Here is a 24,842-nt window from a genome sequence, read left to right on the forward strand (position 1 = left end):
AAAAACAAAAATGGGTCTGTTGAGCCTTGCCATCTGGATGCCGATTGCCTTCGGTGTGGTGCTGCTGGCGTTTGGTCGGGACAGTCAGGCGACTGTCGTGCGTTGGATTGCGCTCGTCGGTTCGGTTGCGAGCTTCCTTGTCACGCTACCCCTCTATACGCATTTCAAGATCGGAACCGCGGAGATGCAGTTCGTCGAGAAGACGAGCTGGATCGAGCGCTTCAACATCAGCTACCACGTGGGACTCGATGGCATCTCGTTCTGGTTGGTGCTGTTGACGGCGTTCATCACGGTGATCGTGGTGATCTCGGCGTGGGAAGTGATCACCGAACGCGTGAACCAATACATGGGTGCGTTCCTGATCCTGTCGGGCTTCATGATCGGCACCTTTGCCGCACTCGACGGAATTCTGTTCTACGTCTTCTTCGAGGCCACGCTGATCCCGATGTACCTGATCATCGGCATCTGGGGCGGCCCCAACAAGATCTACGCGGCCTTCAAGTTCTTCATCTACACGCTGCTCGGCTCGCTGTTGATGCTGGTCGCGCTGATTTACCTGTACAACACCTCGGGCGGGAGCTTCGACATCCTGACCTGGCACAAGCTGCCACTGGGTGCCAGCGCGCAGACCTTCCTGTTCTTCGCGTTCTTTGCGGCCTTTGCGGTCAAGGTGCCGATGTGGCCGGTCCACACGTGGTTGCCGGACGTGCACGTCGAGGCACCCACAGGCGGCTCCGCGGTGCTGGCGGCGATCATGCTGAAGCTCGGTGCTTACGGCTTCCTGCGTTTCTCGATGCCGATTGCGCCAGACGCTTCGCACGAATGGGCCTGGTTCATGATCGCGCTGTCGCTGATCGCCGTGATCTACGTTGGCCTGGTTGCGCTGGTTCAGCAGGACATGAAGAAGTTGGTGGCGTACTCATCGGTGGCCCACATGGGCTTCGTGACGCTGGGTTTCTTCATCTTCAACGAGATCGGCGTGGCCGGCGGCATCGTGCAGATGATTGCGCACGGCTTCGTTTCGGGCGCCATGTTCCTTTGCATCGGCGTGCTCTATGACCGTGTTCATTCGCGCCAGATTGCCGACTACGGCGGTGTCGTCAACACGATGCCCAAGTTCGCGGCCTTCGTACTGCTGTTCGCGATGGCCAACTGCGGCCTTCCGGGCACTGCCGGTTTCGTCGGCGAATGGATGGTGATCCTCGGTGCCGTCAAGGCGAACTTCTGGCTCGGGCTGGGCGCGGCCACGGCGCTGATCTTCGGTGCGGCCTATACGCTCTGGATGTACAAGCGCGTCTACCTGGGCGCTCCGGGCAACGACCATGTCAAGGAACTGAGCGATATCAGCGCGCGAGAATTTCTCATGCTGGCGCTGCTCGCGATCGCAGTGCTGTGGATGGGTCTCTATCCCAGGCCTTTCACCGATGTCATGAATTCGTCGGTGACCGAACTGCTGCGCCACGTGGCCATTTCCAAGCTGCCTTAAATCCACGCTGAACGAGAGAACGAGATGATTGACAAACTCAGCTGGATGACGATCTACCCCGAGGTGGTGCTGCTGATCATGGCGTGCGTCATCGCGCTGCTGGATCTGTCCACCACCAGCCCCCGTCGTACCGCAACCTACATCTTGACCCTGCTCACGCTGGCAGTGATCGCCGTGCTCACCGGATTCAACGCCGCAGAAGGCAAGACCATCTACGGCTTCGGTGGCATGGTCGTGAGCGATCCGATGGGCAACTGGCTCAAGTGTTTCTCCACCCTGGCGTTGATGGTCACGCTGGTCTATGGCCGGCCATATTCAGCCGATCGCGGCATGCTCCGCGGCGGAGAGTTGTTCACGATCAGCATGTTCGCCTTGCTCGGCATGTTCGTGATGATCTCGGGCAGCAACTTCCTGCTGCTCTATCTCGGCCTTGAACTGCTGACGCTGTCGAGCTATGCACTGGTTGCCCTGCGCCGCGACAACGCGGTGGCGAGCGAAGCGGCCATGAAGTACTTCGTCCTCGGCGCAATGGCCAGCGGTTTCCTGCTCTACGGCCTGTCGATGATGTACGGCGCGACCGGATCGCTCGACATCAACGAGGTGTTCAAGGCCATCGCGAGCCGCAAGGTCAACCACCAGGTGCTGGTGTTCGGCCTGGTGTTCATCGTGGCCGGTCTTGCGTTCAAGGTCGGTGCGGCGCCGTTCCACATGTGGGTGCCGGACGTCTACCAGGGCGCGCCCACATCCGTCACGCTGTTGATCGGCGCCGCGCCCGAGCTTGCGGCGTTTGCGATCATCATTCGTTTGCTGGTGGAAGGCTTGCTTCCGCTCGCGTTCGATTGGCAGCAGATGCTGGCATTGCTGGCGATCGCTTCGCTGCTGATTGGTAATCTCGCGGCCATTGCGCAGACCAATCTCAAGCGGATGCTCGCGTACTCGACCATCGCGCAAATGGGTTTCATGCTGCTCGGCCTGGTGGCCGGCGTCGTCAACGGAAATACGTACAACGCGCAGTTCGCGTACAGCGCGTCGATGTTCTACATGGTGACCTATGTGCTCACGACGCTGGCGAGCTTCGGCATCATCCTGCTCCTGGCGCGCGAGGGCTTCGAGAGCGAAGAGATCACGGATTTGGCGGGCTTGAATCAGCGCAGCCCGCTGTACGCGGCCGTGATGGCCATCGCGATGTTCTCCCTGGCCGGCGTGCCTCCACTGGTGGGCTTTTACGCGAAGCTGGCCGTGTTGCAGGCGCTGATCGCTTCGGGCCAGGCAATGTACATCGGTCTCGCTGTGTTCGCGGTGGTGATGTCGCTGATTGGTGCGTTCTACTATCTGCGCGTGGTCAAGGTGATGTATTTCGACGCGCCTCTGACCGCGACCACGGTTTCGGCACCGCACGATGTCCGTACTGTGCTGACAATCAACGGCGCTTTGATTCTGGTTCTCGGGATCTTGCCAGGCGGTCTCATGACCCTGTGCGCGCGGGCGATCGTGGCCACCCTGGCGACCTGATCGAGCCCTGTGTCGCAAAGCGCATCGGTCTGGGTGGTCTTGCTGGTCGCGCTGCTGGCGGCCAACCTCCCGTTCCTGACTGAGCGCGTGATGGGGTTGGTGCCGCTGACCGGGCGAGCGAAGTCGCTGGCGGTCAGATTGACCGAACTGGTGGTGCTCTATTTCATCGCCGGTGGGATCGGACTGCTGTTCGAACGTCGCGCGGGCCAGATTGCGCCGCAGGGGTGGGAGTTTTATGCCGTCACCGGCGCTCTCTTCATCGTGCTGGCATTTCCGGGCTTCACGTGGCGTTATCTGATGAAGCATCGGTGAGGAAGCTCGCATGACCAAGACGACCCCAGTCGATGTCGACACGCATCTCCGGGAAGACTGCACGGCGAGCGAACTGCTTTTCCAAGGCAATTTCCTGCGCGCCAGGCGCGACACCGTCCGACTTCCCGATGGGCACACGGCGACACGCGAATACGTGGTCCATCCGGGTGCCGTCGTAGTGGTGCCCCTCCTGGACGATGGACAGGTGGTTCTCGAGCGCCAATATCGCTATCCCATTGGTCACGTGATGACCGAGTTTCCCGCGGGCAAGCTCGATGCCGGCGAAGATCCGTTGCTCTGCGGGCAGCGCGAACTGCTGGAGGAAACCGGCTACACCGCACGTGAATGGGCGCGAGCCGGTGCCATGCACTTGGCGGTCGCCTATTCGACCGAGATCATCCATATCTACTTTGCCCGAGGCCTTTCTCTCGGAGCGAGGCAGCTCGATCACGGTGAATTTCTCGACGTGATCACCGCCACCCCCGACGAACTGGTGGAATGGTGCCGCGACGGCACGGTCACTGACGCCAAGACCCAAACTTGCGCGCTGTGGATGCAGAACGTGCTGTCGGGCGCATGGACGCTCGATTGGCAAACCTTCGCCCCGGTCGACGGCAGCGGATAATCGGCCCATGAAGGTTCTCAACCTCCAATGCGCCCACGGACACGGCTTCGAGGGGTGGTTCGCGTCGCAGGACGCATTTGACACGCAGCTCGCTGCCGGCCTTGTCGAGTGCCCCGTTTGCGGCAACACGGCGATCACCAAGCTGTTGGCGGCTCCGCGCTTGAACCTCGGTAACGCGAAGCCGCCGGCTGAATCACAAACGACCGCATTGCCGGCCGCTGAATCACCGGAAGGTCGCCTGCTGCGCGCAATGCGCGAAGTGATCGCACAGACCGAGGACGTTGGCGATCGCTTTGCGGAAGAAGCCCGCAAGATGCACTACGGCGAAATCGAAGAGCGTGGCATTCGCGGCCAGACCACGCGCGAGCAGGCCCAGAACCTGATCGACGAGGGGATTCCGGTCTTTTCGTTGCCGCTGCCGCCGGCGCTCAAGGAGACACTGCAGTAACGCTGCAGCGATAGCGGCGGCCTCAGGCTGCGAATTGCAGCGCCGCCAGGCGCGCATAGACGCCGTTCTGCGCCACGAGCGTCGAGTGCGTTCCCTGCTCGACAATGCCGCCGTGGTCGAGCACCACGATGCGGTCTGCCTTTTGCACTGTCGCGAGGCGGTGCGCGATCACGATGGTGGTGCGGCCGGTCATCGCGGATTCGAGTGCAGCCTGGACCATGCGTTCGCTTTCGGCATCGAGGGCGCTGGTCGCCTCGTCGAGCAGCAGCAAAGGAGGATTCTTGAGCATGGCACGGGCGATGGCGATGCGCTGCCGCTGGCCGCCAGACAGGCGCACGCCGCGTTCACCCAGGAATGTGTCATATCCCTCGGGCAAGGCTCGCAGGAAGCCGTCCGCGAACGCGGCCTTCGCTGCCGCATGGACTTCCTCGACGCTTGCGTCGGGCCGGCCGTAGCGGATGTTCTCGAAAGCGCTGGCCGAGAAAATGACCGCGTCCTGCGGCACCAGGCCGATGCGATTGCGCAGTTCGTCGAGCGAGAGTGCCGAGAGAGGGGCACCGTCCAGCACGATGCGCCCGAATTGCGGGTCGTAGTAGCGCAGCAGAAGCTGGAAGACCGTGCTCTTGCCCGCGCCGCTCGATCCGACCAGCGCCACGGTCTCGCCCGGCGCCACGGTCAGGTTGAAGTCGCGCAGGGCAGGGGTGCCGGGTCGAGAGGGGTAATGAAAACCCACCGCTTCGAAGCTGACGGTGCTCCCTGCCTCGGGAATCGGCGCCTGGGCGGGCTGAGCGGGCGACAGGATCACCGGCTTTGCGTGGAGCAGTTCCATCAGGCGTTCCGTGGCACCGGCTGCGCGCAACAAGTCACCGTAGACCTCGCCGAGCACCGCCGCTGCGCTCGCCAGGATGATCACGTAAACCACCGTTTGCCCGAGGTGGCCCGCCGTGATCTCGCCGTGCAGCACCGCTTGTGTGCCTTGATACAGGCCCCACAGCAGGGCGGCCGATGTCGCGATGATGATGAAAGCCACCAGGACGGAACGTGCCTTCGTGCGGCGAACGGCGGTGTGGAAGGCGCTATCGGTCGAAGCATCGAAGCGAGCGGCTTCGCGAGCTTCCGCCGTGTAGCTTTGGACGACCGGGATGGCGTTGAGTACTTCCGCGGCAATCGCGCTCGAATCCGCCACGCGGTCCTGGCTGGCGCGCGACAACTTGCGTACGCGCCGTCCGAACCACATGCTGGGCAACACCACGAGCACCAGGATGCCGAGCACCTGCACCATCACGTAGGGATTGGTCCAGATCAGTATGGCGAGCGCGCCCACGCCCATGACTGCATTGCGCAACCCCATGCTCAGCGAGGACCCGACCACCGTTTGCACCAGCGTGGTGTCGGCCGTCAGGCGCGAGAGTACCTCTCCCGTCTGAGTGGTTTCGAAGAAGACGGGGCTTTGCCGCAGGACGTGTGAATAGACTGCGTTGCGCAGATCCGCCGTCACGCGTTCGCCGAGCCAGCTGACCGTGTAGAAGCGTGCGGCGGAAAAAAGTCCGAGCGCCACGGCCACGGCGAACAGGGCGACAAAGTGCTCGCGCAGCGCCATCGTCTGGGCACCCTTGTCGCTGGAAACAAGTCCGCCGTCGATCAGGCTCCGCAGTGCAACAGGGAAGACCAGCGTGGTCGCCGCCGCCAGAACGAGAAAAACGCCGGCGAGGACGATCTGGATGCGGTAGGGGCGGAGGAACGGAGCCAGCCCGGACAACGACTTTGGAGAGCCTTTGGCGGGCGCGGGGGAAGCAGAAGAGGCCATGGCCCGATTCTAGCTAACGGTTGCCTTTGCAAAAGTCGCCTTGACAGTAATTGTCGCGGCAATTAATATTCAGAGATGTCCGATTCCAAGAGTCACGAAACCAAGTCCCTGGTTTCCCAGGCCGGCAAACCGCTGCCCGTCAAGGCCTTCTACAAGGCCGAGAACTATCGGTCGGAGGAGAGCATTGGCTATCTGATGCGCCGCATCATGTCGGCGGTCGGCCAGGCTGTCGAACTCCGCATGTGCGAGCCCGGCAGCCCGACTTATCCGCAGTGGGTGCCGCTGCACAAGCTCCACATGGGGCAGGCGACGACGGTGGCCGAACTGGCGCGCGAATGCGAACTCGACACCGGCGCCATGACCCGGCTGCTGGATCGTCTCGAAGCAAAAGGCCTGTGCCGACGCGTGCGCTCGGTGGCCGACCGCCGCGTGGTCAACATCGAGCTCACCGACGAAGGGCGCGCTGCCGCCGAACAAGTACCGCATTTGCTCAGCCGCGTGCAGAACGAGCACCTTGCCGGATTCACCGACGAGGAATGGGAACAGCTCAAGAGCTATCTGCGCCGCATTCTTGATAACGCACAGGCCCTGTCGGCCCGTGGAGAAAAAAATGACACATCTTCTTCCTGAGGGCGCTCTGCGCCGAATGACCGCGGTGGCGGCAGCCGCGGTCGCAGTGGCGCTCGCAGGCTGTGCCGACATGGGCAATATTTCTTCGCAGGCAAAGATGAGCGATGCCGATTCGCTCGGACTGACTGTCCCGGCTTCCACGCCGACCGCCGCTCCGGCCGCAACGTCCAGGATCGACAGCCAGTGGTGGCTTGCCTTTGGTGATGCGCAGCTGAATGCGTTGGTCAATCAGGCGCTCGAAGGCAATCCCAATCTGCAGGTCGCCCGCGCGCGTCTCGCGCGGGCGCAGGCCGCGGTCTCGGTCGCCGAATCGGCTGACAGGCCACACGTCGACGGCGCGTTGGATCTCACCCGCCAGAAGTTTTCCGGCACCTACATCTATCCGGCCCCGCTCGGTGGCTCCACACAGCCAACTGGCAATTTGCAGCTGAACGCAGGCTGGGAGATCGACTTCTTCGGCAAGAATCGCTCCGCCCTCGACAGCGCCATCGGCTCGGCCAACGCCGCTGCTGCCGACGCCGACGCCGCGCGCGTGCTGCTGGCCAGCAATGTTGCGCGCGGCTACATCCAGTGGGCGCGTCTGCATGATCGCCTGACGGTAGCCGACCGCACGCTTGCGCAGCGCGAGGAGCTCTACAAGCTGGTTCGCGACCGGGTATCCGCCGGTCTTGATACACGGCTTCAGTTGAAGCAGAGCGAAGCCAGCATCCCCGAGGCCCGTCAGCAAATCGAGGCACTGAACGAGCAGATCGCGATTGCGCAGCATGCGCTCGATGCACTGGTGGCGAAGCCGAATGCCACGCAATCGCTCGTCCCGCCGGCCCTGGGCAACCTGAAGCCGATGGCACTGCAGTCGACAATCCCGGTCGACCTGCTGGGCCTTCGGGCCGACATCGCTGCTGCACGTTTTCGTGTGGAATCGGCGACCAGCGACGTGAAGAACGCCAAGACCCAGTTCTATCCCAACGTCAACCTGGTGGCCTTCGCCGGTTTCCAGAGCATCGGCTATGGCAACCTGCTCAGGACCGATAGCCAGCAGTGGGGTGTGGGGCCCGCCATCCGCCTGCCGATCTTCGAAGGCGGCAAGCTGCGCGCCAACCTGCGGGGCAAGTCCGCCGATCTGGACGGCGCGATCGAGACCTACAACTCGACCGTTCTCGATGCAGTTCGCGACGTTGCCGACCAGATCACCAGCGTGCAGTCCGTCGCTCGCCAGCAGGTCCAGCAGCGCGAAGGACAGGATGCGGCTGAAGCAGCCTACGACATCGCTGTGCAGCGGTACAGCGCGGGCCTCGGCAACTATCTTGATGTACTGTCGGCTGAAGTCACCGTGCTGGGCCAGCGTCGCGACGGTGTGGATCTCTCCGCTCGCGCTTACGACAGCCAGGTCGCTCTTGTCCGCGCACTGGGTGGCGGCTGGCAGCCCGACATCGCCCGGACGGCGTCCTCCGAATCCAACACCGCACACCCCTGAACATTGGTCTGAACCCGAAAGATATCGCCATGGAAAACAACAACGCCGCCAATCCCGCAGCACCGGCCGAAGCCGCTGCCGACGCGCCGGCTCCCAACAACAAGCGCCGCCGCGCGCTGACCGCGCTCGCGTCGGTCGTCGTGCTTGCCGGTGCGGGATGGGGTGTGTACGAATGGCTGGTTGCCAGCCACTATGAGTCGACCGACAACGCCTACGTGCAGGGCAACGTGATCCAGATCACGCCGCAGATCGCCGGAACCGTGATGGCGATCAATGCCGACGACACCGACTTCGTGAAGGCCGGCCAACCCCTGGTCCAGCTCGATCCGTCCGACGCCAGGGTTGCGCTCGACCAGGCCGAAGCCGCACTTGCCCAGGCGGTGCGTCAGGCGCGCACGCTGTATGTCAACAACGCATCGCTCGCTGCGCAAGTTTCGCTTCGCCAGGCTGACATCGTCAGGGCGCAGAGCGACATCGCCCGCGCGCAGGACGACCTGAAGCGGCGCCAGGCGCTGGCCGGCAACGGTGCGGTGTCGAAGGAAGAGCTCAACCACTCCGAAACGGCGCTGGCCAATGCCAAGAGCGCACTGGCGGCTGCACAGGCCAGTCTGCTCTCCGCACGCGAACAACTGGCGAGCAACCAGTCGCTGACGGAAGGCACGAAAGTCGAGCAGCATCCGAGCGTGCAAGCCGCTGCTGCGAAGGTGCGCGAGGCCTATCTGGCGACCCAGCGCGTCGGCATGCCGGCGCCCGTCGACGGTTATGTTGCCAAGCGCACCGTCCAACTCGGCCAGCGCGTGACGGCCGGCACGCCGATGATGTCGATCGTGCCGCTCAACCAGCTCTGGGTCGATGCCAATTTCAAGGAAGTCCAGCTGCGCAATATCCGCATCGGCCAGCCCGTGAAGCTCACGGCCGACCTTTACGGAAAGAAGGTCGAGTACGACGGTCACGTCGCCGGTCTCGGCGTCGGCACCGGTGCGGCCTTCGCGCTGCTGCCCGCACAGAACGCGACGGGCAACTGGATCAAGGTCGTGCAGCGCGTGCCTGTTCGCATCGGCCTCGATGCAGAACAACTCAAGGCCAACCCGCTGCGCGTGGGGCTTTCGATGGACGCTGAAATCGACGTGAGCGACAAGGGCGGCAAGATGCTGGCCGACGCACCTCGCGAGAGCGCAGCCACCCAGACGGAGGTCTATAGCAAGCTGGAACACGGTGCTGACGCCGAAGTCGCGCGCATCATTGCCGCGAATCTTGGCCACGAAGTGCCGAGCAAGACGCCGGCATCGAGCGGCGGCGCCAACTCAGGCACGCCCCAGCCCACGCAAGGACAGCCGGGCTGATCGGTCGGGCTCGCGCGATGTCGAACGCCCCCGCTTCCCAGCCGTTGCCGCCACTGGAAGGCTCTGCCCGCCTGTGGGGCACGATCGCGCTCTCTGCTGCGACCTTCATGAACGTGCTGGACACGTCGATCGCGAACGTCTCGTTGCCCGCGATCGCTGGCGATCTCGGCGTCAGTTCGACGCAGGGCACCTGGGTCATCACGAGTTTCGCGGTGTCCAACGCCATTGCGGTGCCGCTCACCGGCTGGCTGACGCAGCGTTTCGGGCAGGTGCGCCTGTTCATGGCGAGCGTGCTGCTGTTCATCATCACCTCGTGGCTGTGCGGGCTGGCGCCGAACATGACCATGCTGATCGCGTTTCGTGCATTGCAGGGCTTTGTGGCGGGCCCGATGATCCCGTTGTCACAGACGCTGCTGCTGTCGAGCTATCCGCGCGCCAAGGCGGGCCTCGCGATGGCGATGTGGTCGATGACCACACTGGTGGCGCCCGTCATGGGGCCGTTGCTCGGTGGATGGATCACCGACAACATCTCCTGGCCCTGGATCTTCTATATCAATATCCCGGTCGGGCTGCTCGCTGCGGCCATCACCTGGGGCCTCTATCGCAAGCGCGAAAGCGGCACACGCAAGGTGCCAATCGACGGCATCGGCCTTGCGCTTCTGGTGCTATGGGTCGGCTCGCTCCAGCTCATGCTCGACAAGGGCAAGGAACTGGACTGGTTCCATTCGGCGACGATCCTGACGCTCGCGATCGTTGCCGTGGTCGGCTTCGCGTTCTTCCTGGCGTGGGAGCTCACCGACAAGCATCCAGTGGTCGACCTCTCGCTCTTCAAGCGGCGCAACTTCTGGTCAGGGGCTTTCGCGACGGCCGTAGCGTACGGGTTGTTCTTCGGCAACGTGGTGCTCCTGCCGCTGTGGCTGCAACAGTTCATGGGCTACACGGCGACGCAGGCCGGCATGATCATGGCCCCCGTGGGGATGTTGGCGATCTTCTTCTCGCCGATCGTCGGGCTTACGGTCGCGAAGGTCGATCCGCGCCGCTATGCGACCTTCTCGTTCCTCGTGTTCGCGCTGGTGTTGTGGATGCGCTCCAACTTCAACACTCAGGCTGACTTCTGGACGATCATGATCCCCACGATCATCCAGGGTGTGGCGATGGCGTTCTTCTTCATTCCGCTGGTGACGATCACCTTGTCCGGTCTGACGCCGGATCGGATCCCGGCGGCGTCGGGCCTGTCGAACTTCCTGCGGATCACGGCTGGCGCCATCGGCACCTCGACCGTGACCACCCTGTGGGAGAACCGGGCGGCGCTGCATCATGCGCAACTGGTCGAGTCGGTCACGCAGAGCAGCTCGGCGACATCCAGCGCCATGGCCGGCCTCGGCAGCAGCGGCTTCAGCGCCGAACAGGTGCTCGGCCAAATCAACCGTCTGGTCGACCAGCAAGCATTCATGCTCGCGTCCGCCGACGTCTTCTACGGCTCCGCCGTCCTTTTCCTCCTGCTGATCCCCCTGGTCTGGCTAGCCAAGCCCGCCCGCGGCCCCGGCGCCTCCGACGCCGCCGCTGGAGCGCACTAGCTGAGCTCGCCCCCAGGTTGGCTCACTTCGTGTAGCCGCCCACCCCCTACTGGGGGCGCCGCTGGCGGCCCGGCGAAGCCGGTTCCGTGGCGGCTCGCGCGTGGTGCCGGGACCACAAAACATGTCGACGATAGTGCGTGGCCCGCGAAGCGCGGCCCGTTCGCGAAAGACCGCGGAACCGGCTTTGCCGGGCCGCTGGTCTTGCCCCCGGTAGGGGGTGGGCGCCCGACACGAAGTGCGGGCAACCTGGGGGCGAGCCGGACAAACCCCAGTAGGCAAGTTTCGTTACAGCCGCAAACAATGGGACCGCGCGGCCCATGGTGGGACGTGCAGACTGAGCGCATGAACGAAACTTTTTTCAGCACGAGGGTGAACGCGCGAGATGACTGACATCATTCTCGAGACGCGCCAGCTCACCAAGGAATTCAAGGGCTTCACGGCAGTCAGCAAGGTTGATCTGTCGGTGGTGCGCGGATCGATCCACGCACTGATCGGGCCCAACGGCGCAGGCAAGACGACCTGCTTCAATCTGCTGACGAAGTTTCTGGAGCCGACCTCCGGAACGATCCTGTTCAATGGACAGGACATCACCAGCGAACGCCCCGCTCAGATCGCGCGGCGCGGCATCATCCGCTCGTTTCAGATCTCGGCGGTGTTTCCCCACCTGACGCTGCTCGAAAACGTGCGTCTCGGCCTGCAACGCGCGCTCGGCACTTCGTATCACTTCTGGAAGAGCGAGCAGTCTTTGACGCCGCTCAACGCGCGGGCGCGCTCGCTGCTGGCTGAAGTCGGCCTCGAAGACCTCGCCGACGAATTGACGGTGAATCTTCCCTACGGCCGAAAGCGCGCGCTCGAAATCGCGACCACGCTGGCGATGGAGCCCGAACTGATGCTGCTCGACGAACCGACGCAGGGCATGGGCCACGAAGACGTGCATCGCGTGGCCGATCTCATCAAGCGCGTGTCGGCCGGCCGCACGATCCTGATGGTGGAGCACAACATGAGCGTGGTGTCGACCATCGCCGACACCATCACCGTCCTGCAGCGCGGCGCCGTGCTCGCCGAAGGTCCCTATGCCGAGGTCTCCCGCGATCCGCAAGTGATGGAAGCCTACATGGGCACCACCGACGGCCAACTGCAGGGAGCCCACTGATGGCGACGCCTGCACTCGAGATCAACGGCCTTCAAGCCTGGTACGGCGAATCGCACGTTCTGCACGGCGTCGACATGGTGGTGCAGCCGGGCGAAGTCGTCACGCTGCTCGGCCGCAATGGTGCAGGGCGCACCACGACGATGCGTGCGATCCTGGGCCTGACCGGCGCCCGCAAGGGCAGCATCAAGGTCAACGGCACCGAGACCATCGACATGCCGACGCACAAGATCGCGCACTACGGCATCGGCTATTGCCCCGAGGAGCGCGGCATCTTCGCGAGCCTCTCGTGCGAAGAAAACCTGATGCTGCCGCCTCCGTTGAAGGGATCAGGGCCGGGCATGTCGGTGGAAGAGATCTACGCCATGTTCCCCAATCTCGCCGAACGGCGCAACAGCCAGGGCACGCGCCTTTCGGGCGGCGAGCAGCAAATGCTGGCCGTCGGGCGCATCCTGCGCACAGGCGCCAAGCTGCTGCTGCTCGATGAAATCTCCGAGGGGCTCGCCCCCGTCATCGTGCAGGCGCTTGCCCGCATGATCCATACACTGCGCGGCAAGGGCTACACCGTGGTGATGGTCGAGCAGAACTTCCGCTTCGCCGCGCCGCTGGCCGACCGCTTCTATGTGATGGAACACGGCCGCATCGTGGAGAAATTCGGTGCGGCCGAACTCGAAGCCAAGATGCCGGTGCTCAACGAGCTGCTCGGCGTCTGATCTTTATCAACCTATCAATTCGATGGAGTCCCGTATGAAGAACGCACTCACTGCACTCTCACTGGCCGTTGCCGCATTGGCATTGGCCTCCAGTCCCGCGCATGCACAGGAGAAGGTGAAGATCGGCTTCGTCACCGACATGTCCAGCCTGTACGCCGACCTCGAAGGAAAGAACGGCGCACTGGCCATCCAGATGGCGATCGACGACTTCGGCGGCAAGGCGCTCGGCCAGCCGATCGAACTGTTGACGGCCGACCACCAGAACAAGGCCGACATCGCCGCGTCGAAGGCGCGCGAGTGGATCGACACCGACGGCGTGACGATGGTCTTCGGCGGCACCAATTCGGGCACGGCGCTCGCGACGGCCAAGGTGGCGCAGGAAAAGAAGCGCGTGTACTTCAACAACGGCGCCGCCTCCTCGGCGCTCACCAACGAGCAGTGCAGCCCCTACACCGTGCACTACGCGTACGACACGGTCGCGCTCGCAAAGGGCACGGGCGGCGCAGTGGTCGATCGCGGCGGGAAGACCTGGTTCTTCCTGACCGCCGACTATGCCTTCGGCCATGCACTCGAAGCCGATACCACCGCCGTGATCAAGGCCAAGGGCGGCACGGTGGTCGGATCGGTGCGGCATCCGCTGAATGCTTCAGACTTCTCGTCCTTCCTGTTGCAGGCGCAGAACTCCAAGGCACAGATTCTCGGACTGGCCAACGCAGGCGGCGACACCATCAACTCGATCAAGGCGGCCAAGGAATTCGGCATCACGAAGACCATGAAGCTGGCCGGCTTGCTGATTTTCCTGAGCGACATCCACAGCCTGGGCCTCAAGAACACCGAAGGCCTGCTGCACACCACGAGTTGGTACTGGGACCTGAACGACGACTCGCGCAAGTTCGCCAAGCGCTTCTTCGACAAGACCAAGCGCATGCCGACCGACATCCAGGCTGCGGATTATTCGGCCACCATGACCTACCTGAAGGCCGTGCAGGCGGCAAAGACCACCGACTCCGACAAGGTGATGGCGCAGCTCAAGAGCATGAAGATCGATGACTTCTACGCCAAGGGCCAGATTCGTGCCGATGGCCGCTACGTGCACGACATGTACCTGGTCGAAGTCAAGTCGCCCGCCGAATCGAAGCAGCCCTGGGACTATCTCAAGGTGATCGCCAAGCTGCCGGGTGACCAGGTCTTCACGGCCAAGGCCGATTCCAAGTGCGCCCTGTGGAAATGACTTCCCGGGCTATTCGTTTTCCCTTCAACCCAGTCAGAGACATGAAAAAGACAATCGCCCTTTCCGCCGTTTCCATTGCTGTTGCGCTCGCGGCCGGTGCCGCCCAGGCCGAAGACAAGGTCAAGATCGGTTTCATCACCGACATGTCCAGTCTCTACGCCGACGTCGAAGGCAAGGGCGGCGCGACTGCGATCCAGATGGCCATCGACGACTTCGGCGGCAAGGTCAACGGCATGCCGGTAGAACTCGTGACGGCCGACCACCAGAACAAGGCCGACATCGCCGCATCGAAAGCGCGCGAGTGGATCGACACCGACAACCTCACGATGCTGTTCGGCGGCACCAATTCCGGCACCGGCCTCGCGATGGCGAAGGTGGCGCAGGAGAAGAAGCGCGTCTTCATGGTCAACGGCGCCGGCGCATCGCAACTCACCAACGAGCAGTGCAGCCCCTACACCGTGCACTACGCTTACGACACCGTGGCGCTCGCCAAGGGCACCGGCGGTGCGGTGGTCGCCAACGGCGGCAAGAGCTGGTTCTTCCTGACCGCCGACTACGCATTCGGCGCGGCACTCGAAGCGGACACGGCCAAGGTCGTCAAGGAGAAGGGCGGCACGGTGGTGGGCAGCGTCAAGCATCCGCTCAACGCGTCGGACTTCTCGTCCTTCCTGCTGCAGGCGCAGAACTCCAAGGCGCAGATCCTCGGCTTGGCCAATGCGGGCGGCGACACGATCAACGCGATCAAGGCCGCGAAGGAATTCGGCGTCACCAAGACCATGAAGATGGCGGGCCTGCTGGTGTTCATCACCGACATCCACAGCCTGGGCCTGAAGAACACCGAAGGCCTGCTGCTCACCACGAGCTGGGACTGGAACCTGAACGAGCAGACCCGCGCCTTCGGCAAGAAGTTCTTCGACAAGACGAAGCGCATGCCGACCGACATCCAGGCCGCCGACTACTCGGCCACCATGACCTACCTGAAGGCCGTGCAGGCCGCCAAGAGCACCGATGCCGACAAGGTGATGGCCGAACTCAAGAAGATGCCGATCAACGACTTCTACGCCAAGGGCCAGATCCGCGCCGACGGCCGCTTCGTGCACGACATGTACCTGATGCAGGTCAAGTCGCCCGCCGAGTCGACGCAGCCGTGGGACTACTACAAGGTGGTCGCCAAGCTGCCGGGTGAAGATGTCTTCACGACCAAGGCCGAAAGCAAGTGCGCCTTGTGGAAGCAATGAGGCCTGTCAACTGAGAGTGCGCGACTGTTGAACCGTTCATGACCATCTCGTTTCCCGCTTTGTTGAGCCAACTCCTCCTGGGGCTGGTCAACGGGTCGTTCTACGCCATCCTGAGCCTCGGGCTCGCGGTGATCTTCGGCCTGCTCAACGTGATCAACTTCGCCCATGGCGCGCTGTTCATGCTGGGCGCGGTGTCGACCTGGATGGCCATGAACTACTTCAACGTCAACTACTGGGTGATGCTGGTTGTCGCGCCGATGATCGTCGGGCTCTTCGGCGTGGTCATCGAGCGGCTTCTGCTGCGCTGGATCTACAAGCTCGACCATCTCTACGGCCTTCTGCTCACGCTCGGGCTGACGTTGCTGATCGAAGGCGTGTTCCGCTCGATCTACGGTGTCTCGGGCCTCGCCTACGACACCCCCGATGCGCTGGCGAGTGCGACCGATCTCGGCTTCATGATCCTGCCCAACTACCGCGCCTGGGTTGTGCTGGCCTCGCTGGTCGTGTGCTTCTCGACCTGGTTCGTGATCGAGAAGACACGCATCGGCGCCTACCTGCGCGCCGGCACCGAGAACCCTCGTCTGGTGGAAGCCTTCGGCGTGAACGTGCCGCTGATGATCACGCTGACTTACGCCTTCGGTGCGGCGCTGGCTGCGTTCGCGGGCGTGCTTGCTGCGCCGGTGATCCAGGTGTCGCCGCTGATGGGGCAGAACCTGATCATCGTGGTGTTCGCGGTCGTCGTCATTGGCGGCATGGGCTCCATCATGGGCGCCATCCTGACCGGCCTCGGCCTCGGCATCATCGAAGGCTTGACGAAGGTGTTCTACCCGGAGGCCTCGTCCACAGTCGTGTTCGTCATCATGGTCATCGTGTTGCTCATCCGCCCCGCCGGTCTCTTCGGAAAAGAAAAATAAGACGGCGCCCGCATGAAAAAGCTTTCCACTGTCATCTACCTGCTTCTTCTGGTTGCGTTGATCGTGGCGCCCTTCGTGGGCGCGTACCCGGTGTTCGTGATGAAGCTGATGTGCTTCGCGCTGTTCGCTTCGGCCTTCAATCTGCTGCTCGGCTACACGGGCCTGCTGTCGTTCGGCCATGCGGCCTTTCTCGGCGGCTCGGCGTATGTCGCGGGCCACGCAATGAAGGTCTGGGGATTGACGCCGGAACTGGGCCTCATTACCGGCACCGTCACCGGCGCGTTGCTGGGTTGGCTCTTCGGGGTGCTGGCGATTCGCCGGCAGGGAATCTACTTCGCGATGATCACGCTGGCGCTCGCGCAGATGGTGTTCTTCGTCGCGCTGCAGGCGAAGTTCACCGGGGGCGAGGATGGTCTGCAGGGCGTGCCGCGCGGCAAGCTCTTCGGCCTGATCGACCTGCAGAGCGACCTCACCATGTACTACGTGACGCTGGTCATCGTTGTCGCGGCATTCCTGCTGATCGTGCGCACCATCCATTCGCCCTTCGGCCAGGTGCTCAAGGGCATCAAGGAAAACGAGCCTCGCGCGTTGTCGCTGGGGTATGACGTGAGCCGCTTCAAGCTGCTGGCCTTCGTGATCTCGGCGGCGCTGTCGGGACTCGCCGGTTCGCTCAAGACCCTGGTGCTGGGCTTCGCCACGCTGTCCGATGTGCACTGGAGCGCGTCGGGCCAGGTCATCCTGATGACGCTGGTGGGCGGCCTCGGTACGCTTTCAGGCCCGCTGGTCGGCTCGGCCGTGGTGGTGCTGCTCGAAAACAAGATCGGCGAGTTCGGTCACCTGTTGGCGCAGATCACGACGGTGGATTGGTTCAACACCCTCGGCGAGTCGGTCACCATGGTCACCGGATTGATCTTCGTGGTCTGCGTGCTGGCATTCCGGCGCGGGATCATGGGCGAGATCATCGCCTTCATCGAACGCCGGCGCAGCCTGCCGAAGGGTTGAGGCAGGCCCTCAGAATTTCAGCGCCTGCGCATAGCCGGTCAGTTCCAGGTAACCCCGGCCGACTGCGCGGCCCTGTGCGTCGCGCAGTTCGCTCATCCCCTCCCAGTACACCGCGCCGGTCGAGCCGCGGCTGTCGAGTTCCTGGTCGTCGAGCAGCGGGTGCACGCTGAAGGTGCCGGCGGGTGTCTGGATGCGCCAGCGAATCGGGTAGTCCGCGCGTGTCCGCGGGCTGACCCATCGGCCTTCGGCCTCGAAGCGCAGATCGTCCGGTCCGAACACGCGCAGGCGTCCGTCCGGCCTGCGCATCGAGCCACCGGCCCATAGCGCCGAGCCATCGCGGCGGCGGATTCGGAAGGCCATCAGCGCGCTGCCGTCGAAGAGGTTCATGCCGATCCAGTCCCAGCCTGCCGCGTCGGGGTGCAGATAGGCATCGCTCCATTCATGGTCGAGCCACGCGGTGCCCTGCACGTCGAAACTACGACCCTGCAAGGTGAGCCGGCCCTGCGTGGCGAGCTGCGGTTCGCTGTAGTAGTAGCTGGCCTGCTCGACCTCGGGTCCCTTGCGCGAGAGGCCGGCATCGCCTTGCAACATCACAGGCTGCGTGGGCGCGAAGCGAAGGTCGAGCGCGAATCCTTCGGCCGGCAGCCGGGCCGCATAGCCCTTGCCGTCGCGCTGGAGCGTCCAGTTGCGTAGCCGGACGTCGGTGTCGTCCTCAGAGGCCGAGGCGACGCCGAAGCCGGCGCGCGCGATGCGCTGGTCGTGCCAGAGCTTGCGTCCTTCGAGATCGGTGATGGCCGCATGCGCAAAGATCAACTGCCGCGCCGCGAAGGCGGACCGCATGGATTGCGTCTCGGCGATCCGCGATCGAAAGAAGGTGATCTGAAACCCGAATTCGCGAGGCCCGGCGTGGGCCTGGCCGGTGATGTACCACCACTCGGTGTTGAGGTCGGGGTGGCTGCCGAAGTCACGCGGGAACTGCATGGTGCGTGGCGGCAGAGCCCATGCCGCAGGCGCCGCGAGCGTGCACAGCAGCAGGGCGCGCCGGGACAGTCCGTGCACAGTCATGCTCAGGCGGCGAGTGCCGCGTCAACGCGCTTCCGCGCCTCGCCCACATCGCCGAATGACTTCTGCACCCAATCGGCATCGTGATAGCTCGGCAGATAGCGCTCGCCCGCATCGCACAGCAGCGAGAGGATCGAACCCTGCTGCCCGGCCGCGCGCATTTCATGCGCCAGCGCAAGCATGCCGATGAAGTTGGTGCCGGTCGACGGCCCGACCTTGCGCCCGAGCAGGTCGGAGAGCGCGCGCATCGCGGCGATGGAATCGACGTTCGGCACCTCGATCATCCGGTCGACCAGCGTGCGCACGAAACTGGGCTCCACGCGTGGCCGCCCGATGCCTTCGATGCGTGAGCCCGGCGCCGTCAATGCCGCGTCGCCGCTTGCGTGATAGGCCATGAACACCGACCCTTCCGGATCGGCCACGCAAAGTCGTGTGTCATGGCGGCAGTAGCGCACATAGCGGCCGATGGTCGCGCTGGTGCCGCCGGTACCTGCGCCCACGACGATCCAGGCCGGCACCGGATGCCGCTCGCGCTTCATCTGCTGGAACATGCTTTCCGCGATGTTGTTGTTGCCGCGCCAGTCGGTGGCGCGCTCGGCGTAGGTGAACTGGTCCATGTAGTGGCCGCCCGTGCGCCTCGCCAATGTGCGTGCCTCGTCGTAGACCTCTCCCGCATGCTCGACGAAATGACAACTGCCGCCGTAGAAGGCGATTTGCGACAGCTTCTCCGGCGAGGTGCTGCGCGGCATCACGGCGATGAACGGCAGGCCGAGCAGTCGCGCGAAGTAGGCCTCGCTCACGGCGGTCGAACCGCTCGACGCTTCGACGATCGTCGTGCCTTCGGAGATCCAGCCGTTGCATAGCGCGTAGAGGAAGAGCGACCGCGCAAGTCGGTGCTTGAGGCTGCCGGTCGGGTGGGTCGACTCGTCCTTCAAATAAAGGTCGATGCCCGCCGACGCGAAGGCGGGCAGCGGCAATGGAATCAAGTGCGTATCGGCGCTGCGCTGGTAGTCGGCCTCGATGCGGAGGATCGCGGTGCCGAGCCAAGTGCCGTCGCTAGGGGTGGAGGCGTTCATGGGGGCATTCTGAGCCATTCGTCGATATCACCAGTCTTCCTTGACCGCCATCACCGCATCGTGCCCTGCCGCTGCACGCCCAGCCAGCCAGGCTGTGATCGTGCCGGCGGCCAGCACGGCTGCACACAGCGCGATGAGACGGGCCCATGGCACGAGCAGGTCCATGGTCCAGTGGAAGCTCTGCGGATTGACCACGTGCACGAGCACCACCGACACCGCCAGGCCGAGCACCAGCCCTGCGACGGCGCCAATCGCCGTCCACGCAGCACCTTCGCCGGCAACGACCGCGAGCACCTGTGCGCGTGTGAAACCCAGGTGTACCAGCAGCCCGAACTCCTTGCGCCGCGCAAGCACCTGCGCGCTGAAGCTGGCGGCGATACCGAACAGGCCGATGCCGATCGCGACCGTCTGCAGCCAATAGGTGACGGCGAAGCTGCGGTCGAAGATGCGCAGCGAGGTCGCGCGAATCTGGCTCACCGAGGCAATCTCGATCGGCTCGGCGGCGCCTAGTTCGCGCGCCGCCAGATCGTGGACCAACTGCTGAACCGTGCTTGAGACTGATCCGGGCGTGAGCCAGAGCGCGACGTCGCTCACGCTGCGGTCGCCTGTCAGGCGCTCGAAGTCGCGTGCATCCATCGTGATCGCGCCGAACTGGCGGACGTAGTCGCGCCAGACCCCTGCGACGAAGAACACCGGCGGCCGGCTTCCCTCGGCGACCGGCGGCCATGCGCGCGTGAGCGGCTCGAATACCGCGCCGGGCCTGGCGCCGTAGAGTTCGACCATCGCCTCGCTCACATAGATGCCTGTCTGCCCGGGCGGCACTGGCACGGCCGGACCTTGCAAGGGCAGCGATCGTGAAGCATCGTCGTCCAGGCTCCGCGAGATCAGCGTGACGGCGGGCCGGGACGGATCGAGAAGCAGCGCCCGCGTGCGCAGCGTGCCGCTGCGCGCCACTCCCGGCAGGTGGGCCAGCGCCTGCACGAACGCCGGCGAGAAAGAGGCCTGCTCGCTGGTCGAGCTTCCGCCGCTGGCACTGCGCACGTAAAGGTCCGCCGGTAGCACGACATCCAGCCATCGCGTGACCGAATCGCGAAAGCTCGCAACCATGACGGTGAGTGCCACGGCCAGACTCAGGCTTGCGACCACACCGCTGACGGCCACCGCCGCCGTGCCGCGCATGCGCCGCGCGCGCTCGATCGCCAGCAGCGGAAGAAGACGCTGCGCGAAGAGAGGGGCCAGCCGGTCATAGAGCAGGGCGATCAACCACGGCAGCGCCGTGATGCCACCGACCAGCAGAAATCCGACCGAGAGATACGCCGCGATCGGAATGCCGAAGACCGCCGGCGCCGTCGCCAGCGCAGCGCCTGCGGCGACAAGCAGCAGAGCCACGCGGTGCGCACCATTTCGCGCGGGCGCAGCGCCCAGGCCCTTCAGCGTCTGCGCCTCAGGCAGCGCCTGCGCCGCGCGCGCCGGCCACCAGCCGCCAACCAGAGCAGCCAGCACGCCGAGCGCACCATAGAGCACCGCCGCCCCCCAACTCCACCGCAAGGTCGGCGCGACGCCTTCGAAATAGCCGCCGCCCAGATCGCCGCCCAACACCTTCAATGCGAACTCGGCGAGCGAGGTGCCGAGCGCGATACCCGCCACGCTGCCGATCAGTCCGAGCACCAGCGATTCGGCAAGCACCAGCCGAAGCCGCTCGCGCGGCGTGAGGCCGAGCACGCCCAGCAACGCAAACTGCTGCGCGCGCTTGGCGACGCTGAGCGCGAGCACCGAGAACACCAGGAATGCGCCCGTGAAGAGCGCCACCAGCGCAAGCACCGTGAGGTTGACGCGGTATGCCCGAGAGAGATTGCTGACCCGCTCCGCTGCATCGCCCGGCTCGGCGGCTTGAATGCCGGACGGCCATCCCGGCAACGCACGCAGCGATCGAATGAAAGCCCCATGGTCGGTGCCGGGCGCGAGCCGCAAGTCGATGCGGGTGAGTTGTCCGCCGCGGGCGAACTGATCCTGTGCCGCGCCGATGTCCATCACCGCGATCGCCGCGCCGCCCGCCGCGACTTGGCCGGCGACGTGAAGCGTGTGCGTTTGCGTGTCCACACGCAACTGAACGGTGGTAGCGGCATCGCCCAAGGCCTTGCGCGCGGCAGCGTTGAGGAACACGTTGCCTGGCGTGAGGGACGCCAGGCGATTGCCGCCTTCGGCCACCCGAGGCGTCAGTGCCGGCGCAATGGTGGGCAACACGAGCGGATCGACGCCGATCACGCGCAGCGCCACACGCCGATCGCCGACCAGCGCGATGCCTTGAAGCTCGAGGACCGGGCTTGCCAGCATCACCTGCGGCTGTCGTGCCACCTGCGCAAAGACGGCTTCGTCGAAGCTGCCTTGCACGGCGCGCAGTTCGAGGTCGGGCTGGCCATTGACCGAACGCACCGCGCTCGAGAACTCGTCGAGCGCCGAGGCGTTGATCAACTGCACCGAGAAAGCCAGCGCCACGCCCAGCATCACGGCAATGATCGCCGCCGCGTTGCGCCAGGGATGGTGGCGCAGTTCCTGCCATGAAAAGGTGCGGAGCAGCATCGGGCGATTGTCTCGCCTTGCGCCGACGATCAGAGTCGCGCGGCTGCCGAAGCCAGGTAGTCGCGAACCGCCGGACTGGTGCTGAGGCCCGCTGCACGCGCATAGGCCTGTCGCGCTTCGGCCGCGTTGCCGGTCTGGCCGAGGAGATGCGCGCGGGCCGCCCAGTAGGGTTGGTAGTTGGCGACGTCGGCCGGCGCGAAAGCATCGAGCGCGCGGAGGCCTTCGGCTGGGCCGGCGGCGTTTGCGACGGCGCAGGCGTAGCTGACGTGCGCACCGATGCTCGGGCGCAAGGCGAGAAGCCCGTCGTACAGCGCGACCAGCGCCTGCGGCGGCACCTGCGCGCCGAGCCGCCGTGCGCAGTGCGCGGACTGGATGGCAGCTTCCATCTGGTAGGCACCCGGCTGGTTCATCGCTGCCGCGGCGCGCAATGCCTGCTCGGCCTGCTCGCGCAGCGCGTGGTTCCAGCGCGTCGTGTCCTGGTCGTCGAGCGGCACGTAGTCGCCCGCATCGCCGCGACGCGCCGCAGCCCGGCTTTCGCAGAACAGCATCAGCGCGAGCAACCCCAGCGGTTCGGCCTCGCGGGGCATCAGGCCGCACAGGATGCGGCACAGGTCGATCGCTTCGGCCGTGAGGCCGCGCTGCGTGGCTTCGGCGCCGTCGATGTCGTCCCAGCCGGTGCCATAGGTGGCGTAGATGCCGTCGAGCACGTCCTGCAGCCGTTGCGACAGATCTTCCGCGCGCGGGTATTCGAAGGGAATGCCGGCCGCGCGGATGCGTGCCTTGGCACGCACCAGCCGTTGCCCGAGCGTGGCGGGCGAGGTGAGGAAGGCGCCGGCAATGCGGGCGGCGTCCAGCCCCAGCACCGTCTGCAACATCAGCGGCGCGCGCGCGGCGGCGTCGATCGCGGGATGCGCGCACACGAAGAGCAGGCGCAGACGCTCGTCCGGCACCGCATCGCGGCCCGGCGCGTCGACACCGACCTCATCGGCCAGTAGCACGAGCGTCTGGGTGGCGTCATCCTGCACGCGGGAGTGGCGCCAAGCGTCCAGCGTGCGATTGCGCGCAACGCTCAGCAGCCAGGCTTCGGGCTGTGCGGGCACGCCGTCGACGGGCCAGTGCTCCAGCGCGCGCGCAAAGGCGTCGGCCAGTGCGTCTTCCGATGCGGCGATGTCTCGTGTGCGTGCCGAGAGGATGGCCACGAGGCGACCGTACGACTGGCGCGCGGCCTTTTCGGCGGCCGCGCGCGCCTCGTGGACCGCGAGCGGCGTCACATCTGGGGTGTGGTGAAGACCGGCCGCACCTCGACGCCTCCGGTCGAGGCGCAGGGAGCGCGCGCTGCCCATTCGAGCGCCGTGTCGAGATCGGCGACGTCGATCACGAAATAACCGCCGAGTTGCTCCTTGGTGTCGGCGAAGGGGCCGTCCTGCACCTGGCGCTTGTCGCCGCGAACCCGGAGGGTGGTGCCGGTCATCGGCGGTTGCAACCCGTGGCCGTTGAGCGTGATACCCGATTCGCGGATGGCGCCTACGTAGTCCATCCAGCCGGCGCGGTAGGCCTTGGCGGACTCTTCAGAGCGCTGATTGAAGTCGGATTCGGGTTGATAGAACATCAGCATGTATTGCATGGAAACCTCGCAAGAAAGTACATCGAGCAGGATCGCTCGTGTAATGACGGCGCGCAAGATGCCATTTCGACAACGCGCGGCGAGGTCTGCAAATTATTTTCTGGCGGCGGGGGTCGAATAGTCGTATCTCGGCCCTGGACCGATCGCAATGGGTGGGCCTGGGTCGGAGCTTGGCGCCGCGGCAGATGAAGAGGGCGCGCGGACTTCCGGGCGCACCTCATAGCGCGGACCCGGCCCGGCGACGACCGGCGGACCCGGATCGTCATAGCTGCGCTGCGACGGGCGCGTCCAGCTGTACTGCGGACCGGGTCCGGGGGCGATGGGCGGACCCGGATCCGGATAGGTCCTGGGCTGAGGTGTCGGCATCTGGTAGGCCGGCTCGTAGTCCGCTTCCTCGTCGCGCAGAATCCGCCTGGCGCGCTCGCTCGTGCGCTTTTCGGGCCCGGCGTTCCTGGTTGGCGGATTGGCGACGGACGCGGTCTTGCTCGCCGGTGCCAATGCCAGTGCGGCTGCCGGCGAGGTGGCAGGCGCAGGCGCGGAGTCTGTCGGCCGAACAGCCGCTGTCGCTGTCGAACTCGTTGGCGCCGGTGCAGGTGGTGCCGGTGCTGCGGGCGCGGGCGCCGCCGCAGGCGCGAGGGCGGTCGGCTGTACCGGTACGGTCGACTCCGGAGCCTTCGCTTTCACGACGGGCTCCGACTGCCGCAGTTCCGGCGTGGGCGCCATCATTCGCGTGAGCTGGGTCCACGGGGCGGTGCCATGGTGCAGGACGTACACGCACCACGCGACGAAGGCGATGATCATCGTCAGGCCCACCAGCCCGAGGTGAAGCCAGAACGAGGTGGGCGTGCTGCCGGAGAACGTCACATCGGGCCCCGGAGCACGCGCAGAAAAAGCGGGTTGCGCAGAAAAGGGCGCCCCGTCAGCCTTCAACGCCATGGTTCCGGACGGCGCGAAGCCCGGCAGCCGGCCTGCGCAGCCGATACAGAACTTTGCATTCGATCGGTTTTCGCTTCCGCAGATTCCGCAGACGATGGGCAT

At 64.9% G+C, this 24,842-nt stretch carries 22 protein-coding genes; 15 read left to right on the top strand and 7 right to left on the bottom strand.

The features are described from left to right. The first annotated feature begins 10 nt into the window (after positions 1 to 10). Genes AC1DHL_RS17075 through AC1DHL_RS17095 form a run of 5 tightly spaced genes read left to right on the top strand, consistent with a single transcriptional unit; the run spans position 11 to position 4,383 of the window. Positions 11 to 1,486 carry an NADH-quinone oxidoreductase subunit M gene (locus AC1DHL_RS17075; protein WP_478162724.1) on the top strand — a complete coding sequence of 492 codons (1,476 nt, stop codon included), beginning with the start codon at positions 11 to 13 and terminating at the stop codon, positions 1,484 to 1,486. Between the two features lie 24 nt (positions 1,487 to 1,510). Next, positions 1,511 to 2,998, top strand: coding sequence for an NADH-quinone oxidoreductase subunit NuoN (nuoN, locus tag AC1DHL_RS17080; RefSeq protein ID WP_478103521.1), 1,488 nt, complete (start codon positions 1,511 to 1,513; stop codon positions 2,996 to 2,998). Positions 2,999 to 3,007: 9 nt separating this feature from the next. Beyond that, positions 3,008 to 3,310: a DUF2818 family protein gene (locus tag AC1DHL_RS17085; protein WP_478103520.1), complete on the top strand. Its 303-nt coding sequence runs from the start codon at positions 3,008 to 3,010 to the stop codon at positions 3,308 to 3,310. Between the two features lie 10 nt (positions 3,311 to 3,320). Next, positions 3,321 to 3,935, top strand: a complete 615-nt coding sequence (locus AC1DHL_RS17090) for an NUDIX domain-containing protein (RefSeq protein ID WP_478162725.1) — start codon at positions 3,321 to 3,323, stop codon at positions 3,933 to 3,935. Between the two features lie 7 nt (positions 3,936 to 3,942). Beyond that, a complete protein-coding gene (locus AC1DHL_RS17095; RefSeq protein ID WP_478103517.1) occupies positions 3,943 to 4,383 on the top strand; it encodes a DUF1178 family protein in 441 nt (146 codons plus the stop codon). A 22-nt stretch (positions 4,384 to 4,405) separates the two neighbouring features. Here AC1DHL_RS17095 and AC1DHL_RS17100 read toward each other — a convergent pair whose 3' ends face one another. Continuing rightward, positions 4,406 to 6,190: an ABC transporter transmembrane domain-containing protein gene (locus AC1DHL_RS17100; RefSeq protein ID WP_478103515.1), complete on the bottom strand. Its 1,785-nt coding sequence runs from the start codon at positions 6,188 to 6,190 to the stop codon at positions 4,406 to 4,408. 75 nt (positions 6,191 to 6,265) lie between these two features. On the opposite strand from AC1DHL_RS17100, the gene AC1DHL_RS17105 reads away from it, so the two are divergent. The 10 genes from AC1DHL_RS17105 to AC1DHL_RS17150 all read left to right on the top strand — a co-directional run bounded on the left by AC1DHL_RS17105 (position 6,266) and on the right by AC1DHL_RS17150 (position 17,462). Further along, entirely contained in the window at positions 6,266 to 6,820 is a 555-nt protein-coding gene (locus AC1DHL_RS17105; RefSeq protein ID WP_478103514.1) for a MarR family winged helix-turn-helix transcriptional regulator, read from the top strand. Further along, positions 6,801 to 8,294 (top strand): efflux transporter outer membrane subunit, encoded by a 1,494-nt coding sequence (locus AC1DHL_RS17110; RefSeq protein WP_478103513.1) that lies wholly within the window; start codon positions 6,801 to 6,803, stop codon positions 8,292 to 8,294. The genes AC1DHL_RS17105 and AC1DHL_RS17110 overlap by 20 nt, the downstream gene beginning before the upstream one ends. Before the next feature lie 29 nt (positions 8,295 to 8,323). Then, positions 8,324 to 9,637 carry an EmrA/EmrK family multidrug efflux transporter periplasmic adaptor subunit gene (locus tag AC1DHL_RS17115; RefSeq protein WP_478103511.1) on the top strand — a complete coding sequence of 438 codons (1,314 nt, stop codon included), beginning with the start codon at positions 8,324 to 8,326 and terminating at the stop codon, positions 9,635 to 9,637. Positions 9,638 to 9,654: 17 nt separating this feature from the next. Then, positions 9,655 to 11,214 carry a DHA2 family efflux MFS transporter permease subunit gene (locus tag AC1DHL_RS17120; RefSeq protein ID WP_478103510.1) on the top strand — a complete coding sequence of 520 codons (1,560 nt, stop codon included), beginning with the start codon at positions 9,655 to 9,657 and terminating at the stop codon, positions 11,212 to 11,214. A 382-nt stretch (positions 11,215 to 11,596) separates the two neighbouring features. Further along, complete coding sequence (locus tag AC1DHL_RS17125; RefSeq protein WP_478162726.1) at positions 11,597 to 12,367, top strand: ABC transporter ATP-binding protein; 771 nt, start codon at positions 11,597 to 11,599, stop codon at positions 12,365 to 12,367. Continuing rightward, positions 12,367 to 13,077 carry an ABC transporter ATP-binding protein gene (locus AC1DHL_RS17130; protein WP_478103507.1) on the top strand — a complete coding sequence of 237 codons (711 nt, stop codon included), beginning with the start codon at positions 12,367 to 12,369 and terminating at the stop codon, positions 13,075 to 13,077. Before AC1DHL_RS17125 ends, AC1DHL_RS17130 begins: the two co-directional genes overlap by 1 nt. Positions 13,078 to 13,111: 34 nt before the next feature. Beyond that, positions 13,112 to 14,308 (top strand): ABC transporter substrate-binding protein, encoded by a 1,197-nt coding sequence (locus AC1DHL_RS17135; RefSeq protein WP_478162727.1) that lies wholly within the window; start codon positions 13,112 to 13,114, stop codon positions 14,306 to 14,308. Between the two features lie 41 nt (positions 14,309 to 14,349). Continuing rightward, positions 14,350 to 15,546: an ABC transporter substrate-binding protein gene (locus AC1DHL_RS17140; protein ID WP_478162728.1), complete on the top strand. Its 1,197-nt coding sequence runs from the start codon at positions 14,350 to 14,352 to the stop codon at positions 15,544 to 15,546. A gap of 38 nt (positions 15,547 to 15,584) precedes the next feature. Continuing rightward, a complete protein-coding gene (locus AC1DHL_RS17145; protein ID WP_478162729.1) occupies positions 15,585 to 16,460 on the top strand; it encodes a branched-chain amino acid ABC transporter permease in 876 nt (291 codons plus the stop codon). Positions 16,461 to 16,472: 12 nt separating this feature from the next. Beyond that, positions 16,473 to 17,462, top strand: a complete 990-nt coding sequence (locus AC1DHL_RS17150; RefSeq protein WP_478162730.1) for a branched-chain amino acid ABC transporter permease — start codon at positions 16,473 to 16,475, stop codon at positions 17,460 to 17,462. A gap of 9 nt (positions 17,463 to 17,471) precedes the next feature. On the opposite strand, the gene AC1DHL_RS17155 is transcribed toward AC1DHL_RS17150, so the two are convergent. The 6 genes from AC1DHL_RS17155 to AC1DHL_RS17180 form a co-directional block, all read right to left on the bottom strand. Then, positions 17,472 to 18,527 carry a lipocalin-like domain-containing protein gene (locus tag AC1DHL_RS17155; RefSeq protein ID WP_478162731.1) on the bottom strand — a complete coding sequence of 352 codons (1,056 nt, stop codon included), beginning with the start codon at positions 18,525 to 18,527 and terminating at the stop codon, positions 17,472 to 17,474. A 2-nt stretch (positions 18,528 to 18,529) separates the two neighbouring features. Further along, entirely contained in the window at positions 18,530 to 19,600 is a 1,071-nt protein-coding gene (locus AC1DHL_RS17160; RefSeq protein WP_478162732.1) for a PLP-dependent cysteine synthase family protein, read from the bottom strand. A 27-nt stretch (positions 19,601 to 19,627) separates the two neighbouring features. Further along, positions 19,628 to 22,180, bottom strand: a complete 2,553-nt coding sequence (locus tag AC1DHL_RS17165; protein WP_478162733.1) for an ABC transporter permease — start codon at positions 22,178 to 22,180, stop codon at positions 19,628 to 19,630. Positions 22,181 to 22,209: 29 nt separating this feature from the next. Next, positions 22,210 to 23,451 carry an RNA polymerase sigma factor gene (locus AC1DHL_RS17170; protein WP_478162734.1) on the bottom strand — a complete coding sequence of 414 codons (1,242 nt, stop codon included), beginning with the start codon at positions 23,449 to 23,451 and terminating at the stop codon, positions 22,210 to 22,212. After that, the gene (locus AC1DHL_RS17175; RefSeq protein ID WP_478162735.1) at positions 23,448 to 23,804 is read right to left on the bottom strand and encodes a YciI family protein; all 357 of its coding nucleotides are present in this window, start codon (positions 23,802 to 23,804) and stop codon (positions 23,448 to 23,450) included. The genes AC1DHL_RS17170 and AC1DHL_RS17175 overlap by 4 nt, the downstream gene beginning before the upstream one ends. A 93-nt stretch (positions 23,805 to 23,897) precedes the next feature. Then, positions 23,898 to 24,668 carry a hypothetical protein gene (locus AC1DHL_RS17180; protein WP_478162736.1) on the bottom strand — a complete coding sequence of 257 codons (771 nt, stop codon included), beginning with the start codon at positions 24,666 to 24,668 and terminating at the stop codon, positions 23,898 to 23,900. Between the last annotated feature and the right edge of the window lie 174 nt (positions 24,669 to 24,842).

It is taken from the genome of Variovorax sp. 10L426, assembly GCF_056395305.1.

Bases quoted from the DNA above. Each gene is read 5' to 3' on its own strand.
- AC1DHL_RS17075 (WP_478162724.1), top strand. From the start codon at position 11: ATGGGTCTGTTGAGCCTTGCCATCTGGATGCCGATTGCCTTCGGTGTG.
- nuoN (WP_478103521.1), top strand. From the start codon at position 1,511: ATGATTGACAAACTCAGCTGGATGACGATCTACCCCGAGGTGGTGCTG.
- AC1DHL_RS17090 (WP_478162725.1), top strand. From the start codon at position 3,321: ATGACCAAGACGACCCCAGTCGATGTCGACACGCATCTCCGGGAAGAC.
- AC1DHL_RS17095 (WP_478103517.1), top strand. From the start codon at position 3,943: ATGAAGGTTCTCAACCTCCAATGCGCCCACGGACACGGCTTCGAGGGG.
- AC1DHL_RS17100 (WP_478103515.1), bottom strand. From the start codon at position 6,190: ATGGCCTCTTCTGCTTCCCCCGCGCCCGCCAAAGGCTCTCCAAAGTCG.
- AC1DHL_RS17105 (WP_478103514.1), top strand. From the start codon at position 6,266: ATGTCCGATTCCAAGAGTCACGAAACCAAGTCCCTGGTTTCCCAGGCC.
- AC1DHL_RS17110 (WP_478103513.1), top strand. From the start codon at position 6,801: ATGACACATCTTCTTCCTGAGGGCGCTCTGCGCCGAATGACCGCGGTG.
- AC1DHL_RS17115 (WP_478103511.1), top strand. From the start codon at position 8,324: ATGGAAAACAACAACGCCGCCAATCCCGCAGCACCGGCCGAAGCCGCT.
- AC1DHL_RS17120 (WP_478103510.1), top strand. From the start codon at position 9,655: ATGTCGAACGCCCCCGCTTCCCAGCCGTTGCCGCCACTGGAAGGCTCT.
- AC1DHL_RS17125 (WP_478162726.1), top strand. From the start codon at position 11,597: ATGACTGACATCATTCTCGAGACGCGCCAGCTCACCAAGGAATTCAAG.
- AC1DHL_RS17130 (WP_478103507.1), top strand. From the start codon at position 12,367: ATGGCGACGCCTGCACTCGAGATCAACGGCCTTCAAGCCTGGTACGGC.
- AC1DHL_RS17135 (WP_478162727.1), top strand. From the start codon at position 13,112: ATGAAGAACGCACTCACTGCACTCTCACTGGCCGTTGCCGCATTGGCA.
- AC1DHL_RS17140 (WP_478162728.1), top strand. From the start codon at position 14,350: ATGAAAAAGACAATCGCCCTTTCCGCCGTTTCCATTGCTGTTGCGCTC.
- AC1DHL_RS17145 (WP_478162729.1), top strand. From the start codon at position 15,585: ATGACCATCTCGTTTCCCGCTTTGTTGAGCCAACTCCTCCTGGGGCTG.
- AC1DHL_RS17150 (WP_478162730.1), top strand. From the start codon at position 16,473: ATGAAAAAGCTTTCCACTGTCATCTACCTGCTTCTTCTGGTTGCGTTG.
- AC1DHL_RS17155 (WP_478162731.1), bottom strand. From the start codon at position 18,527: ATGACTGTGCACGGACTGTCCCGGCGCGCCCTGCTGCTGTGCACGCTC.
- AC1DHL_RS17160 (WP_478162732.1), bottom strand. From the start codon at position 19,600: ATGAACGCCTCCACCCCTAGCGACGGCACTTGGCTCGGCACCGCGATC.
- AC1DHL_RS17165 (WP_478162733.1), bottom strand. From the start codon at position 22,180: ATGCTGCTCCGCACCTTTTCATGGCAGGAACTGCGCCACCATCCCTGG.
- AC1DHL_RS17175 (WP_478162735.1), bottom strand. From the start codon at position 23,804: ATGCAATACATGCTGATGTTCTATCAACCCGAATCCGACTTCAATCAG.